Origin of the sequence: Alteromonas sp. KUL150, assembly GCF_009811475.1 — a bacterium.
In the GTDB taxonomy this organism is placed as follows: Bacteria; Pseudomonadota; Gammaproteobacteria; order Enterobacterales; family Alteromonadaceae; genus Alteromonas; species Alteromonas gracilis.
Genome location: NZ_BLIJ01000050.1, coordinates 150,697 through 166,164, shown reverse-complemented (window position 1 = coordinate 166,164; position 15,468 = coordinate 150,697). Strand labels below are relative to the sequence as shown.

14 protein-coding genes and 1 riboswitch are annotated in these 15,468 nt (G+C 43.6%); of the genes, 1 reads left to right on the top strand and 13 read right to left on the bottom strand.

Annotated features, from left to right (window positions below; all coding sequences use genetic code 11):
• Positions 1-210: 210 nt before the first annotated feature.
• From GVO62_RS12330 to GVO62_RS12310, 5 genes are all read right to left on the bottom strand, one after another.
• Positions 211-1,071 (bottom strand): phosphotransferase, encoded by an 861-nt coding sequence (locus GVO62_RS12330; RefSeq protein WP_159119486.1) that lies wholly within the window; start codon positions 1,069-1,071, stop codon positions 211-213.
• A complete protein-coding gene (gene pnuC / locus GVO62_RS12325; RefSeq protein ID WP_159119485.1) occupies positions 1,037-1,681 on the bottom strand; it encodes a nicotinamide riboside transporter PnuC in 645 nt (214 codons plus the stop codon). The genes GVO62_RS12330 and pnuC overlap by 35 nt, the downstream gene beginning before the upstream one ends.
• On the bottom strand, positions 1,681-1,944 hold the full coding sequence (locus GVO62_RS12320; protein WP_159119484.1) for a YkoF family thiamine/hydroxymethylpyrimidine-binding protein: 264 nt from the start codon (positions 1,942-1,944) through the stop codon (positions 1,681-1,683). The genes pnuC and GVO62_RS12320 overlap by 1 nt, the downstream gene beginning before the upstream one ends.
• A 17-nt stretch (positions 1,945-1,961) precedes the next feature.
• The gene (locus tag GVO62_RS12315; protein ID WP_159119483.1) at positions 1,962-4,052 is read right to left on the bottom strand and encodes a TonB-dependent receptor; all 2,091 of its coding nucleotides are present in this window, start codon (positions 4,050-4,052) and stop codon (positions 1,962-1,964) included.
• A gap of 55 nt (positions 4,053-4,107) precedes the next feature.
• Positions 4,108-4,211, bottom strand: a riboswitch (TPP riboswitch).
• Between the two features lie 131 nt (positions 4,212-4,342).
• Complete coding sequence (locus GVO62_RS12310) at positions 4,343-4,768, bottom strand: acyl-CoA thioesterase (RefSeq protein WP_039233250.1); 426 nt, start codon at positions 4,766-4,768, stop codon at positions 4,343-4,345.
• Positions 4,769-4,827: 59 nt separating this feature from the next.
• Between GVO62_RS12310 and GVO62_RS12305 the strand changes: the two genes are divergently transcribed.
• Positions 4,828-7,104, top strand: a complete 2,277-nt coding sequence (locus GVO62_RS12305) for a GNAT family N-acetyltransferase (RefSeq protein WP_159119482.1) — start codon at positions 4,828-4,830, stop codon at positions 7,102-7,104.
• 165 nt (positions 7,105-7,269) lie between these two features.
• Here the strand turns inward: GVO62_RS12305 and GVO62_RS12300 are convergent, their stop codons facing one another.
• From GVO62_RS12300 to GVO62_RS12265, 8 genes are all read right to left on the bottom strand, one after another.
• The gene (locus tag GVO62_RS12300) at positions 7,270-8,535 is read right to left on the bottom strand and encodes a tetratricopeptide repeat protein (RefSeq protein ID WP_159119481.1); all 1,266 of its coding nucleotides are present in this window, start codon (positions 8,533-8,535) and stop codon (positions 7,270-7,272) included.
• A 2-nt stretch (positions 8,536-8,537) separates the two neighbouring features.
• A complete protein-coding gene (locus GVO62_RS12295) occupies positions 8,538-9,149 on the bottom strand; it encodes an energy transducer TonB (protein WP_120960332.1) in 612 nt (203 codons plus the stop codon).
• 1 nt (position 9,150) lies between these two features.
• Entirely contained in the window at positions 9,151-9,549 is a 399-nt protein-coding gene (locus tag GVO62_RS12290; protein ID WP_012517737.1) for an ExbD/TolR family protein, read from the bottom strand.
• Positions 9,550-9,560: 11 nt separating this feature from the next.
• Positions 9,561-10,085: a MotA/TolQ/ExbB proton channel family protein gene (locus tag GVO62_RS12285; RefSeq protein ID WP_012517736.1), complete on the bottom strand. Its 525-nt coding sequence runs from the start codon at positions 10,083-10,085 to the stop codon at positions 9,561-9,563.
• Position 10,086: 1 nt separating this feature from the next.
• On the bottom strand, positions 10,087-11,445 hold the full coding sequence (locus GVO62_RS12280) for a MotA/TolQ/ExbB proton channel family protein (RefSeq protein ID WP_159119480.1): 1,359 nt from the start codon (positions 11,443-11,445) through the stop codon (positions 10,087-10,089).
• 6 nt (positions 11,446-11,451) lie between these two features.
• Positions 11,452-12,213, bottom strand: coding sequence for a DUF3450 domain-containing protein (locus GVO62_RS12275; protein WP_105931773.1), 762 nt, complete (start codon positions 12,211-12,213; stop codon positions 11,452-11,454).
• Positions 12,214-12,548: 335 nt separating this feature from the next.
• The gene (locus tag GVO62_RS12270; protein ID WP_159119479.1) at positions 12,549-13,247 is read right to left on the bottom strand and encodes a 2OG-Fe(II) oxygenase; all 699 of its coding nucleotides are present in this window, start codon (positions 13,245-13,247) and stop codon (positions 12,549-12,551) included.
• 406 nt (positions 13,248-13,653) lie between these two features.
• Positions 13,654-15,465, bottom strand: coding sequence for a putative 2OG-Fe(II) oxygenase (locus GVO62_RS12265; RefSeq protein ID WP_159119478.1), 1,812 nt, complete (start codon positions 15,463-15,465; stop codon positions 13,654-13,656).
• Between the last annotated feature and the right edge of the window lie 3 nt (positions 15,466-15,468).

The following is a 15,468-nucleotide window of genomic DNA, read 5'->3' as shown; positions in this document are numbered from 1 at the left end:
AGCGCGCTGTGCATTATACGGATGACATTAAAAAGGTAAAGCCTTTTTATCATCACATACAACTGCATGCTTAATTAACATGCAATGCGCTGTTTTTTCAATCGAATAGTGCTGAGTTTAAGTGATGCGCAACTTTTCATTCAGCCCTCTACCCAAGTTTGAAAAAGGCAATACATAGGGTTTATTAGATAGAAGTCTCCCCTGCTTTCCCTATACATGTTTCGTTGCATTGAGCGCTGCAAACCACAAATCATTCGTGATAGCGACAATCTCGGTATGCAGTTCAAATTTCTCGAGCGCCTTATGTTCATCTATATTCATGATGGCGGCGTAATGCTGCATCAACTCATCACTTTCTTTATTATCGAGTTTATTGATAAGGCAGCAGCTAGCTAAATCGAAGTAGCGATTGCCCATTGCTGCATATTCCCAATCAATAATTGTTACAGTGTTGTCTGCACTTATTAACAGGTGATTAATCAGCAAATCGTTATGGCACAACACATAGTCATCATCGTCTTCTTCGCTCTTTATTGCTTTTTTACGAAACGCCTGCGCCTTTAAATAAAGCTCGCTGCTTATATCGAGCTGTGCAGCATCACTGTAATGGAGCCATCTTGCGGCTAAATTTAATGGCCTAGCGGTTACAGGTAGTGAATGAATACGCGCGAGAGCCTTTGCCAAAGTATATAAAGGAAGTCTATGCGAAGAAAACGTTGCACTTTCACTGTGGCTTTGCCACCGTTCAACCCAGATGGTTTCATCATCGCTTAACCATATGGGCTGTGGCGCTACACCCAATCCGTAAAGCTGTTGCTGCAAAGCAAACTGATGCTGACGTTCCACACCGCTAAAATCATCATCGCCCATCCATTTAACGGCTAAATCGACAGGGGTATCTTCAAGCTTCTGATTATTATTACTTCGATGATTGCCGTTCCTTGAAAGTAATGGGTTAGTCACCGGGTCTTGAACGCGATAAACACGATTTACCGCACCAGCTGGATGTATAGAAATTTTAGCACTGTCGCTAAGGTTAAGCGCCTTTTGCAGCGTGGCGATGATATCCAACTTGTTCACCTTGTTTCTTATATTGCACCAGCCACTGATAATAGCCAAATACCGCAAAGCCCACGTAACCCAAAAATAGGCAAGCTGACAATGCATAACCCACTTGCAGGTATAAATACGCAGAAGCTAAATTGATGAAGAACCAATAAACCCAGTTTTGCAGAATCTTATGTGCCACCATAAATGTGGTTATTACGCTAAGTAAATTAATGCCTGCATCTAATAGTAGGTACTCACTATTAAACTGTGAGCCTGCTACTTCAGACAAAACCCATGCGAGCAGTAACATGCTAGGTACAATGAGAAAATGTACCCAAATCGGCCAGTGACGTACCGGCTTAATATCGCCGTTTTCCGCCCCTTTCGACCACTGATAATAACCGTATCCCGCCATTATCATGTAAAAGAAATTAAGCGCAGACTGAAATGGCAAAGTCACCTGCCAAAATAGCCAAGTGTAAATCGCCGTACTTACAAAAGCACATAGCCAACACCAGCTATTTTGTTTTGCAGCTAACAGTACGTAGGCAATAGCAAGGACAACCGCTACCCACTCTAATAGTGAAGTAGCGGCAATTTGTGAGGTAAACTCAGAAAATAAGTTAGCCATTAAGACGATTTTCTGGATTGCATGGCATCGAAGTTAAGAAACTTGGCCACGAAAATAGCCTGCCCCACTTCTTCATGGGTTCTTTGCATTTCTTCACTAAGTACATTCATTACCACACCATAGTCACCGGTAACCTGCGTGCTGGTTGAACTTGTTGAAACCGTGATCTCACTGTAGCTATTTAACCTATCTATGAAATCTTGAATAGGCGGAATATATTCGTTTACCAGTGGGTACAACGACAACTCAACCATAACTTGCATGCTCGTTTCCTTTTATTTTAAAACGCGTATTTAACAGTGATACCGAACTGACGACCATTACCTATTTGGTAATATGGCTCTTCAAAGGCATATTCATCGCGAGGGTCGTTACTAAAACCACCGAAACCTCGAGTGTAGTACTCGCGGTCAAATGCATTTTGGATCCACAGCGAGGTTTGCCAATCACCGTGTAACACTACGATTTCAGAGTTAACCAGTGTTGTGCTTGGTGCGGTTACATCATGGCCGTCAGAAAAACGGTATTCGCTTTTATAGTCTACGTCTACGCGCCAAAGCACGTCATCTGTAAGTGCGTACTCACTATAAAGGTTTGCCGTCCATTTAGGTGATTGAGCCTGTCGTTGCTCTGATACTTCAGTGCCGTCTGCAAGCGTATACCCTTCAAAGGTAGCGCTTAGGTAACCAACACTTGCATCAAGCTGCCATGCATCACTAGCAATCCAGCTAAGCTCCAGCTCGGCTCCTTTGTTTGTTCCTAAATCAGCATTATCAATAATATCTACGAACCCTGCCGTACCGTCATCACGAGTGATTACGTCAAAATCGCTCACCTGAGTATCTTTTCTATCCATATAGAAAATTGCAGCACGAGCAACAAGGTCAGGCGTTAATAGCGGGCCTTTTACGCCTACTTCATAGTTCCAATTGTACTCTTCGCCGAAGAATCTCTGGTCGTCATTCACGCGGCTGTCGGGGTTAAAGCCTGCACCTTTGTAGCCGCGCGAGATACTGCCGTAATAGAAGTGCTCGCCTTGTGTATACTGAAGCGCTACTTTTCCGCCGACCATGGTGGTATCAAAAGCACGTGTAAGCTGATTATTATCAGCGTAATCAAAATCGTAGTTTTCTACTCTCAAACCCGCTACAAGTGCTAGGTTATCATTCAAACGGCTTTCTGTTTGTGCATAGATAGCAGTGGTTGTTGGTGTATATTCACTGGCAAAGTCACTGTCTAAATACGTGTACTGACGCAGCAACTTTTCTTCTGTGTTTTTATAGAATACACCTAAGGTCCAGTCGGTCATACCATCGAAAAGCGCGGCACTGTCAGACGAGACAAAACGCAACTCACCTGTTTGGGTTTCGACATCGCGGTAGTACGCGTCAAAAGAGGTGTAACCCCACGGATGAAAACCGGTGAATGTCCAATCTTCATCATATCCATAAGCGATGTTATGAGAAGCATGAGTAGCAATAAGAATGAGATCGCCCGCGGCCGTACTCGTTGTTGAGCGCGCACTTACTGCGTGAGTTTGATGTTCGTCAAAACCTGGCTCGTCAGACAGTGTTTTGTTGTCGTTATCAAGCGAGAACGCATCGTAGCCGTTATCAATGTCGTACCAGCGATAAGTAAGCGCAAGTGTGGTTCTCTCGTCGACGCTGCCTTCTACAGCGAAGCGCAATGCGGTTTCATCGATATTATTTGTATCGCTTCTACCTAAAAACGTGTTCTCTACAAAACCATCGCTACGGTCATGAACCAGCGCAACGCGGTATCCCCAATCAGAATTAATATCGTCGCCAGTGGCACCTTCAATACGGTAGCTATCTTTGTTACCAATGCGAGCCTCAACGTAGTCTGGCCCATCGCTGCCTACATTGTTACTGGAAAGTTTAACTGCCCCTGCCAGTGCGCCAGTACCATACAGCGTGGCCTGAGGCCCGCGATAGACTTCTAGCTGATTGGTATCAAAAATAAGGCCCGCTGCGGCAAGACCAGAAAAATCGAATTCATCGACAATAAAGCTCACAGAAGGATTGATTGGTTCGGCAAATTGGCTACGCTCTCCAATACCGCGAATTTGCACAAAGCGGCCACGAGACGCGCCAGCAGCAAAATTAACGTTTGGAATACTGTTTAACACACTGTCGATATGGCTAGGCTGCCTACTGCGAAGACGCGTTTGGTCTAAAATAGTCGCACTGGCGCTTAACTGATCCAGTGTGGTTTGACGAAAATCGCCAGTAACAACGACGCGTTCAATATCGGTTGGCGCGCTATTTGGACTTTTACTTACATTGGTATCTTGCGCATAGGCTGCAACAGAACTCGCAAGTAATGAAAGCGTGAAAAGTGTTTTATACATGGGATCTCTTGTTCTTATTTAAGAAAAAAGATCCGGGTCTAACGGCAGGTGATAAGGCTATATTGTGAACCATCCCTACGCCGGTATTATCCGGATCAGGTTTAAGGGTTCCCACACATGTGGATCTCAGACCGAAAACGGACACCCCTTGGTATTGCGTTAAAGCACTATAAAAATAGGCTTTAACATCTGCGACGGAGTCTACCAGTTCGATACACGCCGTCAAGCAGATAAGACGTTAAGCTAACGTAAGGTTTTTATATATGATATAAGGCGTTGAAAGCTTGCGGCTATTCAGCGTCAATATTCATATTTAGGCGACGTACTTCATCGTCAGTTTGTGCTTTTAAAACTTCCAACGTTTTGCCGTGTGCCGTTGGTTGACGCGTATCTGGGTCAACTTTTACAAAAACGATATCGTCTGCAAAACAAATAGTTTTCTTGGTGGCTTTATTACGAACCAAGCAGCTTACAGTAATAGACGTGCGGCCCACAGCCTTAGTTTCTAGGCCAAATTCTACGATATCCCCCTGCATAGCGGGTGATTCAAAGCTGATTTCACCAATATGCTTAGTTACCAAGCAGTTGGTTTCTAACTGACAAATTGCCCAAATTGCAGCTTCTTCGTCTATCCATTCTAACGCGCGGCCACCGAACAAAGAATTGGCGTAATTAAGGTCGTTTGGCATAACTAGACGCCGAGAAAGAAAGCGCATTCGAATTCCTCATAATAAATCGCTACTATAGCGTTAGATTATACCGAAAAAACTGATTCATGGCGCTAATTCAATTACGCGAATGGCTTCTAGCCCCCTATCGCGAAGACAGCTGCAAAAACGGCTCACAGGCTACTCCCCTGCTTCACCGAAGAATGCTGGTTATTTCAGGAGGTAATGACTTTTGTGAAGCTGCGATATCTAGCCTTAAAAGCTCAACGGATGAGCTATCATCGTTAAGTATTTCGAACCTCACTGGCAACGCATTAAAAGGAAAGATGCGAAAACAAGTGCTTGGCGTCGAGTGTGACATTGCCTTATTGGATTGCCGCGTTTCCTTTAAGCCAGGTGATATTATGGCTGTGGCGGGCATTGTTAAACGTAGTGGCTGCTTAATACTCATTTGCCCAGAATTTAACGCATGGGTCGACAATATAGCGGTGCCTTTCTTATCAGAAGGGTTTACGCTTAACCACAGTCGATATCTTTCTCGCTTCATTGAGAACTTGCGTAAAAACCCATACGTGGGTTTTCATACTGAAACGGAGACTGTTCTTCCCAATGTTTCCATTTACAGCGTAGAACAAGGATCAATTCACAACGAACACGCAAATACCCGTTTTCGCTCTGTTGAGCAAGAAGACGCCTACTATCAGTTGCATCAAGCATACATGCGTAATCATCTTAATGCGCTTATCACAGCACCAAGAGGTAGAGGCAAATCATCCCTTTTAGGCCTATTTATCGATAGCCTTGTAAAAGAAGGTAAGCACATTTTGCTTACCAGCGAACGTTCTGAAAACGTAACAAACGTTTTATCCCGCTTTGCAGAATCTGAAGAAGCAGACAACCTGAACGTAAAATTGTATACGTCGCAAGTGGCAAGTATGGAAACACAACGAGCGGAACAGCAAACTGCGCCAAAAGGTTTGGTTAAGTGGGTGCCGCCCGATAGTGAGTTGCTTTTTGGCAAAGAAAACACGAAATATGACCTCGTTATAGTAGATGAGGCTGCGTCCATGCCACTTCCCGTTATTAACCGAATAATGGCGTATAACCCACAATGGGTGTTAAGCACCACACTTTTAGGCTACGAAGGCTCAGGAAGAGGGTTTATTCATAAACTCATTCCCAACTTACCAAACGAGACTTTACATCTAACGCTGACAACACCTTTACGTTGGTTTGAAAACGATCCTGTTGAGGCCTTTCTTAATAACACCTGCCTGTTTGAAAATGATTGCATGAACGATGCTGGTTGGAACGTAAACTCACAAAATAGCATAGCCTTTCTTACATCACTCAATACCTCTGAGCTAATAACGGCATGCGAATTTGATATTTGCTCTTTTGAGAATGTAGACGAAAACATGCTGCGGCAAATCATGTCTTTGCTTTCACTTGCTCACTACCAGACCACCCCTGACGATTTTATGCGCCTGATGGATAGTCCAGATGTTCTGGTCGTGACTTTTAAAGTTAAAGACCTAGTACTTGCTACAGCAATAATTAACATAGAAGGCGGAGACTGCCTAAGCGATGTTGCTCTTGGTATAGCAGAGGGTAAGCGACGCCCCAAAGGTCATTTAGGAGCGCAACGATTAACACTCCTATCTGCCGACTTTAATGCTGCAACACAGAGCTATTGGCGAATAAACCGCATTGCTGTTCACCCAAAGCTTCAAGATAAAGGTATTGGTAGCCAACTAATCAAAAAAATAGTGAAAAAAGCCCGTAAGCGCACTATTGATGCAATATTAACGTCTTACGGAACGACAAATAAACTTGATGGATTTTGGTCTAACAATGGCTTCTACATCGTTGATTATGGCCGAAAGCCTAATAAAGCCAGTGGTGAAACCAGCGCTTTGGCTGTGCTACCTTTAAACGTTTATACCGATGAACTGGTTGAAAAAGTCGTAGCCCTCAAAGCGAGTTTCATTAGTGCACTTAGTCTGCACGAGCTACCCATTTCTGTTCTTGAAATCTATATAAGTAAGCTAAACCACTTTACCCAGGGAACGCGAACGCTTGATGAAATTTGGCCTATATTGAATAAATTAGCGAGCGAGGCAAAGCGCCGCCCTAAAGCGATTAGTGACAGGCACGAAAACAAACGCAGTAATGACGCTGAATTACTTAATACTGACCTATACGTACTCAATAAGCTTATAAAAATAGTGGATACGAATAGTTACCTAATATCGCTATGCGATGTCTCAGATATGAATATGGCGCTTATTAAAGAGGTGCTAGAAGACAACGGTGTTAAGGTAAATGGGTTGAAAGGATTAACGGCAGCAATTAGGGCTATATTGCGCCCCGCATTCGAGTAACTTTCTTGGGTACTGTTAAGTGAAATACCTTTAGATCCAACATTCGCTGTCGCTATTCTAACAAGTCACTTTCACGACAATTCAGTTTCTAATTTGAAGTAACAAACTAAAATTAAAAGCAAAAAAAAGCCTCCCGAGGGAGGCTTTTATAGCTAATACCGGTTATTAAATATTAATACCACGGTTTTTCGCTTTTTCCTTTATGTAAGGTTCCCACGCTGCCGCATTACGACGTAGCGAGCGGTCTTTTTTGGCTTCTTGAACATGCTTGTACGCAGACCTAAAGTTACCTGCATAGAAATTCGCTTCCATTAATGTGAAGTGAATTTTCTCAGGGTTCTCGGCGCCACGTTCTAAAGCATTTTCCAATGCCTTAATAGCACCCTTGTAGTCTTCCGCTACAAGTAGAAGCGTACCTTGCTTACGATAGTGCTCAGGATCCGAACTCTTAGCTGCAGCTTGTGCATACAAGTTTGCCGCTGTTTTAAAGTTCTTAGCCTGGTGATATGCGTTAGCAATGTTAGCTAGCATATCAGCATCGTTTTTGAGCAAGCCACCTTTCATATGCTTCTCAAGCAATTTAGCCGCCTTGTAAGGCATGCCGTTGCTTTGATACAGCTGTGCAAGCGTTTTGATCTCTGACTCTTTTTCTAGATAGCCTTGCATATAAGCAAGCTCTAGTGTTGAAAGACCTTTATTGTAGTCTTCAACCAAGATATAGAAAAAGCCTAAACGCGACCACCAAGTCTTTTCCTGAGGGAAAGTTCTAACAAGATCTTCCGCCACAGCAACCGTCTCAGGATACATCTTACGCTCGTAGTAAGAAGTCAACTTCAACACATACGGGTTTTTGTTTGGCTCTTCATACAAAGCAATAGCTTTGTCTGCTGGCTCGACCATCTTAGCTAGTTGCTTAGATTCGTAATAAGCCTGAGCTAAACGCGTATAAACATCAGCGTCTTCTTTACAAGTAAAGTCCATCCACGCGTTGTACCACTTTATGGCATCCGTGTACTTCTCTTCCTGCATACTCAAATCACCTAACAATTTAAGTGTTTGAGAATGCTCAAGGTCGTTAAGCACTTTTGGTTCGACTGATTCAACCAAATATCCTAACGCTTTGCCACCTTGACCTTCTTGCGCAGCAAGTAAGTTACCAATAAAACGCTTAACGTAAGCTTTATCGAAATCGTCTGACGGGTCGGCTTCGTAAAGTACATTTAATGCTTCAGTGACTTGGTCTTCATTGTAGAATTCAAACGCCTTCTGAACCTTTTTACCGGTACGCTCACCAACAAGCGTCGTTTTTCCCTTCTCATATCCAGGACAAACAACAGGTGATGTCTGCGCAAGGGCAGCGGGTGCTGAAAGCACCGCACTTGCACCTAGCACTAAAGCAACGGCTGACATTTTGAATGTACGTTTCATCATGATCATTGCTCCAGTTTAAAGTCTAGCTGTACGAACATGCCTGGTTGTTTAACCGGCTTGCCATCAACGATCTTAGGCTTGTATTTCCACTTACGTAGAGCACGACGTGCTTCACGGTCGAAAATACGCTTAGGTTCAGCATCAATAACTTCGATGTCATCTACACCACCAACTTCGTTGATAGTGAAAGACAGTCTTACCCAACCTTCACGGCCGTCACGGGCTGCGTCAGGTGGATATTTCGGGTCGATACGAACGATTGGTGTTGCTTCACCGTCACGTTGCATTGCACCAACACCACCAATGTTTACACCAACACCACCTGTGTCGATAGCTGGAATAGCTAAGCTAAAGCCATCTGCATCAGGTTCCGCTGTTTCCGGCTCAACTTGCTCCATCTTTGGAGGCTGTGGAGGCGGAGGCGGCGGTGGTGGTGGAACACGAGTACGCGTTTGCGTCTGGTCGTCTGGTTCCTGCATTACAATATCGATAACCGGTGCAGGCGGTACCTCGTCTGCTGGTCTAGATGAATTTTCAATCAACTTGGCCATTAGAACGAAAAGGGCAAATGCAACCGCAGCACCTAATACAATAGATACAAGTATACGTAACATCTTATCCCCTTGCCGCTACCGAGACTCGGTTAACGCCAGCGGCTTTAACCTGATCCATAATTTCAACTACTAAACCATGCTTTGCTTTGACATCAGCTTGAATGATTACGTAGTCAGTCGGCTGCTCGGTTAGCAGTCTTTCAATATTCGCTCTTACGCTGTCCGGCGCTACTTCACGCTTGTCTAGCCACACATTTCCGTCTTCAGTTACGGCGATGAAAATGTTTGCATTTTTGTGAAGAATCGCCTGGCTCGCATCTGGCTTGTTGACTTCGATCCCTGCTTCTTTAACGAAAACAGTGGTAACGATAAAGAAGATCAGCATGATAAACACGATGTCCAACATTGGCGTCATGTCGATCTGTGCATCTTCTTCCTCGGTTCTGACTTTTCGAGCCATAATCTCTCTCTCTAATGATGTGGCAGGCTATCAACTAGCCCTTCTCTTGCCAGCTTCACTTTCGCTTCAAGACGTGAACTGATGAACAGCCCAGATAGCGCAGCTACCATTCCCGCCATTGTCGGGATAGTTGCCATAGAGATACCAGCAGCCATTAGACGTGCGTTGCTGGTGCCCTGAGTTGCCATTGTCTCGAAAACACTGATCATTCCGGTTACTGTTCCAAGTAGACCGATTAGTGGACACATTGCAATAATGGTTCTTATAATCAGCATTCTAGCGTTTAGATCGTCTGACGCTTGAGAAATCCACGCGTCACGGATTCTATGCGCATACCATGATGTGGTATCTGCTCGGGCATCCCAATTCGCGATGATGTTTTTCTTCACCTTTGGGAAGACCGAGGTTAAATACCAGTAACGCTCAATCATTAAAACCCACATAAGAAAGAGCGCGGCAGCAACGAAGTAAAGTACGTCACCGCCGGTAGCGATAAAGTCCCTGACCGATTCGAATAATCCAATCAGGTAATTCATATTACGCTTTCTCCGACTCTGAGTGAGCAGCTATGATACCAGCAGTTTGCTCATCAAGAATGTGGATGATTGACTTGCTACGAGAAGCTACGATGCTGTGAGTAAGAATTAGAGGCAGAGCCGCAATAATACCCTGAGCTGTAGTTACAAGAGCCATTGAGATACTTCCTGCCATCATACGAGGGTCACCTGTACCGAACAATGTGATGGTTTGGAATGTCTCGATCATACCTAGTACCGTACCTAGTAGACCCAGTAGTGGAGCAATCGCTGCGAAAATCTTGATAACGTTTATGCCGCTTTCAATTTTCGGAAGTTCACGAAGGATCGCTTCATCAAGTTTAAGCTCAAGATTTTCTGCATCCGCAGTTTTGTTCTCTTGATAAACTTTAAGGATACGACCTAACGGGTTACTTTCTGAAGGATTGTTTACGTTCTTAAGCTGTGAACGCATTTTTCCACCAGTGATGGTCAATGTGATCATTTTGTACAAACCAATCAATAGACCAACAGCAAGCATTAGCGTGATTGTGTAACCTACCGGACCACCAGCGTGGTAGCGCTCAGACATTGTCGCTTTCTGCTTCAATAGGCCAAGAATACCGCCTTGAGATGGGTCAGCGTAGAAAGGCGTAAAACCTGAAGTCGCGTCAATTAGATTTTCCGCAGACGCTACGAAGTGACTGTCTGGTTGACGACCAAGAGGCTGAACAACTTCAGACTCAGCATCATACGCTAAATAACCGTTTTCACCGACAAGGTTAAATGTACCAACACGCAGTACTTCTTGCTGTGATGAACCGCCGTCAAGGTTAACAACTTCTGTAGTGAACTTAACTATTTCACCACCTTCAGTCATTTCTTTCTGAAGCGCAAACCATAGGTCTTCTAGTTCTTTAATGTTTGGAAGACCTTTAGAGTCCTCAGACATTTCTGCTAAGAACTGACCACGACCTGGGTATTGTGCACTTACGATCGACGTAGAGATACGGCCGTAAGCTTCAGAAGATGCTTGACGTACCACACCGAACATTTCACCTAGTGTACCGGTAGCTTGGTCTAGTTCAGCCGCTTTTTCGTTAAGTGTTACTTCGTTGTCTGAGAATTGCTTCTGTAGACGATCACCACGATCTTGCTCGGCTTTAAGATTTGCTTGAGCCTTGCGAAGAAGCGCTTGCTTGTCAGCACGAGCTGATTGGAATTCAGCTTCGCGTTGCTTATCTAGTTTCGCTTCAGAAACACGGTTCTGCTGAACCTGATCTAGAAGGTCTTTCAGGCTCTTTGCTTCCTGAGCCTGCGCTCCGGTTGCCGCAACTGCAACTGTCACAGCGGCTAAAAGAGATTTGAATACTGGTTTCATTAACAATTACTCCGCTGCGCTAATTGGTAGTTTAACAAGAGCCGCAGGAATGGTTCCGTTCGCCATTTTCACTGCGTCAATAGTCGAAGAAAGGTACTCATCACCTAGCTTCTCCCAAGAGCGGCTTTCATTGTTCCAAACCCACGCGTGCGTTTGATCAAGTGAAAGAGCTAGTAACGCTGTACGACCTAGGTTAAAGAAATCAACAGTAACTTCTGTACCTGCATCATCAATAGTGCCTTGGTATGAGTTAATCTTAGTACCGTACTCAACTTCTACTAAGTAGGCTTCTAGCACCTGACGGAACTGTTCAGAAACAGTAACGTTAGAGTTAGCCATAAGGTCACGAAGACGCTCAACGCGTTGTAGACGCTCTTCCAAACGGATAGGACGATCTAGCTTGATGAACTGCTCCAGGCTATCAATCATACGGAACATAAGCGGAACAATGCCCTGCTTAGTTTGTTCGATGCTATCGATTTGACGCTGAAGTGAATCGATACCGCGCTGCTGGTCTGCAACTAGGCTAGCGATATAATCGTTGTAGATTTTAAGGTTTTCTGTCTCATCTACTGTTTGACGATACTCAACGAGTAGTTCTTGAGACTGTTCAAACAACGTGTTGATTTTTTCTTGAGATTTCGCTGCAGCCGCGTGGATTTTCGCTTCTTCTTTATGAAGATCTTCAAGCGTATCTGCAGAGACTGCACTACCTGTTAGTGCGAATGCACCCATAACAGTAGAAGCAATAAGAGTTCTCTTGCTCATTTTGGACATAGTTCCCAACCAAATTTCTTATTTGAATCCTCGCCGATAAGGAAAATATTCGGGCAAGGGGCGTATAAAACTTTCACAATTTTGTTTCAGGAATGTAGCACTGACGTCAATGTTCAGTACTACGAACGTAGTATACTCACATGGAATGTTACGTTTAGTCAAGTAACTCCCTGTTTACACTTTACAGAAACACTGCTATCTGCTGGTTTTACAATCACTTTTCAGCGAAGTAACAACTCAGAGCAATTGTGAACATCCGTATATTCCTTAATCGATAAATGTAAACTTTTACTTATTTCGCTGTCGCTCTAACAGAATACAGTTTATTAAATTGCTTTAAACCAACCTGTTAGCGCGTAACGCGGCTGCTGTGCGAAAGGAGTAACATAGCTCACGCTGTGAATATGTTTAACGTCAAAGAGACTTAATGTATTAAATTCTGGCGCCCAACTTTCAGTGGTCGTACCATCCTCTTCGTAAAATTGTAACAAGCCTCCCCAGTCTGGATGCCATTGTGGTGCCAAATTAACCACATAAGCAAGGCGGCGTTGTTCTCGTTCAACTACATCTTGATGGCGAGTAAGAAATTGGCCTGGTGTATAGCGGGTTGCTTGAACACTTGCTGTACAAATATCATCGAAGCCACTGAGTTCTCTCGCCCATTGAAGTATTGCTTCACTATTAATCCAGTCGTAAAACTTACTCATTTGGGCAATCCGTTCTGTTGACGTTACTAGATGTCGCCCGTACACAAAGCCAATACCTTTAGCCGCATTTGACATTACTTCTGTATTCACTGCTTGTTTTGCTTGGTTATCCATTGCTTTCCAGGCGCTTTGAGAAATTGACTCGTAGCGACCACCGCGTACCAACGCCATCTCAAATGATACGTCGTTAGTTAAGCTCAATAAGAGCTTTTCTGCATGTTCCTGGGTTAGGAAACTCTTTATTCGCACTTTTTTTTCTTTGTCGAAAGCGGCTTTTATATCAGCTTGAGACAACTGACTATTCATACCATCAATCATTGATTTTCCTGTTTTATTTAATCTGTACGCATTTCTTACGAAGCGTTTTTTCTTGTAATAGCGTTGGATTGTACAACACAATTTGATATTAATGACGTCATAGTCTCATAGAAATAAAATCAAGAACAATACAATGGCAAAACCGACTTACAGTCATACCGTAGGTGACAAACCGATATGGTATTCGATAACTTATGCTCAAAAGATGAAGCAACTTCCGTGTTCAAGGGTCTTGAAGCAAGCGCATTCCGTCTTAACGAAGTCGCACGGCCAGATACTGCAGAATATAAACACTGGGCCGTAGGGTTAAGCGAACCACAGATAGCAGGTTTACCCGTTTATCAACGGGCTATGGCACAAATTGCTGAAATAACAGGGAAAAAATATCGAGCTTATCGAGAATTTGTTAATTTGGCACAATATCAAAAGCTACAGTCATTCTCTGGCTTTCAGTTTCAATGGGGTTGGTCCCATGCCATAGGTATGAGGGAAAGAAAACAACGGTACCAGCCTCTGGTTTAATCGCATAATCTTCATCCATAACAACGCCGTTTATATCAGGGCGACCAAAGCATAGCCATCCATTGCCCCCTTGATTAACTTCTTCAGGAACGTCGACATAAAGCACGCCACTCAACCAGCCCTCAGAATGATAATGAGATTTGTGAAAACCCGACCGACGAAGGCTTACAGACCAGCTTCCTATAAAATTTAGATTATCACTTAACCGAGAAAGAAAGGGGTGTTTCTTCTCGGTTTTCAAACTGCCTATAAATTCCTGCGCCCTTTCTTCTAGAACCCTCCTTAACGCTTGCAGTAATTGATGTTTGTTGTCTAACAAATTTTCAAACGTTTGCGAGCCGTTTCTTAAAGATTGCCCAATTGGGTGTCTTTCGTCATTATGTAAGGTAGAAAGATGGTCCTTCAATTCCTGCACAAAGCTATTATTTGCTGCGCTGTCTGTCAGAAGCTTAGTAGCGTGGACAAAGCACTGATAATTGCACAGATTTTTGTATTTGTTACTATTGCCGTTCGCCTTGTACGCTGTAGAAAGCAGTGTCCAGTATCCTTGATTGAGGGGCGCAATACGACAAACCTTTTCAAATACTACAATTGCTTCTTTATATTTTCTTAAGCTTAATAGCGCGTATCCTTTTTCAACGAGAAGTGCGACGTTGTCGCCTTGTGTCTCTTTCAATTTGCTTTCACTTAACGTTAGTGCAGCTTCAAATTCGCCTAAATCTCTAAGGGCACTACTTAAATGAGCAGTTGCAGCAATGCTAATACTCTTATCTGTATGGCCTACTAACTTTTCTAGCCAATAACGCGCTTTTGATGGTTCGCCAATACGTAACATCAACTCACAATATACGAGTACAAGATCCGCATTTTCGCCTGACAATTGTTCTTCGAAAAAAGCGAATGGCGAAGAAACGTTCTTTATCCATGCAAAATGGGCATATTCTTTGTTCAATTCGCTATTGGTGGGGAAACGCGACAGCCCTTTTTGGTACACCGCTAAAGATGAATCAGTATCACCATTGAGCCCTATAACCGCAGCTAAGTTCTGATAAATTAGTGGTGTATCGGCCTTGGCTTGAACAGCATGTGTTAACGCGAGTTCGTAATTGCGAATTGCTTCAACGAGCTTTCCCTGCCCCCGCTTCAGGTTACCTAAATTATTCAAAGCTGTAACATTGCGATTATCAATATTAAGCGCTGAAACCAAATGGGCTTCAGCAATTGCTATGTTGCCTAGTTCAACCTGAATAGCGGCTAGTAAGATAAGTAATGAAACGTGATTCGAACGAGCCTCTACTAGTTGCTCTCCTAATTGCAAGGCCTCACGGTATTTCTTTTCAGCATAAAGAGATCTTGTAAGATTATATTTATAATCGAAAGACCCCGCATTTATGCTGCTTGCCTTTCTAAAAAGCTGTGAAGCCTTTACTGCATTTCCACTCTCTAGAAGAAAGTTTCCATAACTATTCATCAGATCAGTCGATGAAGGAAACTTTTTCAACCCTTTTTCAAAAACTTTTCCCGCTTTTTTGTGCTCTGCCAGTTTACGTAAGGACCCTCCGTATAATTGAACGACAACAGGGTCTACATTAACAAGCGCAGGCGATGCCTCTATAGCGTCAACAACGTTTGAAAAGTTGCCTTGCCTAAATGCATTAATAAGCTGGGGAATAATAATATTTGGCTGGCCATGCATAAT

What these genes read in the sequence shown, in the direction of transcription:
- pnuC (WP_159119485.1), bottom strand. Translation starts at nt 1,681, where the DNA reads ATGGCTAACTTATTTTCTGAGTTTACCTCACAAATTGCCGCTACTTCA.
- GVO62_RS12320 (WP_159119484.1), bottom strand. Translation starts at nt 1,944, where the DNA reads ATGCAAGTTATGGTTGAGTTGTCGTTGTACCCACTGGTAAACGAATAT.
- GVO62_RS12315 (WP_159119483.1), bottom strand. Translation starts at nt 4,052, where the DNA reads ATGTATAAAACACTTTTCACGCTTTCATTACTTGCGAGTTCTGTTGCA.
- GVO62_RS12310 (WP_039233250.1), bottom strand. Translation starts at nt 4,768, where the DNA reads ATGCGCTTTCTTTCTCGGCGTCTAGTTATGCCAAACGACCTTAATTAC.
- GVO62_RS12305 (WP_159119482.1), top strand. Translation starts at nt 4,828, where the DNA reads ATGGCGCTAATTCAATTACGCGAATGGCTTCTAGCCCCCTATCGCGAA.
- GVO62_RS12300 (WP_159119481.1), bottom strand. Translation starts at nt 8,535, where the DNA reads ATGATGAAACGTACATTCAAAATGTCAGCCGTTGCTTTAGTGCTAGGT.
- GVO62_RS12295 (WP_120960332.1), bottom strand. Translation starts at nt 9,149, where the DNA reads ATGTTACGTATACTTGTATCTATTGTATTAGGTGCTGCGGTTGCATTT.
- GVO62_RS12290 (WP_012517737.1), bottom strand. Translation starts at nt 9,549, where the DNA reads ATGGCTCGAAAAGTCAGAACCGAGGAAGAAGATGCACAGATCGACATG.
- GVO62_RS12285 (WP_012517736.1), bottom strand. Translation starts at nt 10,085, where the DNA reads ATGAATTACCTGATTGGATTATTCGAATCGGTCAGGGACTTTATCGCT.
- GVO62_RS12280 (WP_159119480.1), bottom strand. Translation starts at nt 11,445, where the DNA reads ATGAAACCAGTATTCAAATCTCTTTTAGCCGCTGTGACAGTTGCAGTT.
- GVO62_RS12275 (WP_105931773.1), bottom strand. Translation starts at nt 12,213, where the DNA reads ATGAGCAAGAGAACTCTTATTGCTTCTACTGTTATGGGTGCATTCGCA.
- GVO62_RS12270 (WP_159119479.1), bottom strand. Translation starts at nt 13,247, where the DNA reads ATGATTGATGGTATGAATAGTCAGTTGTCTCAAGCTGATATAAAAGCC.
- GVO62_RS12265 (WP_159119478.1), bottom strand. Translation starts at nt 15,465, where the DNA reads ATGCATGGCCAGCCAAATATTATTATTCCCCAGCTTATTAATGCATTT.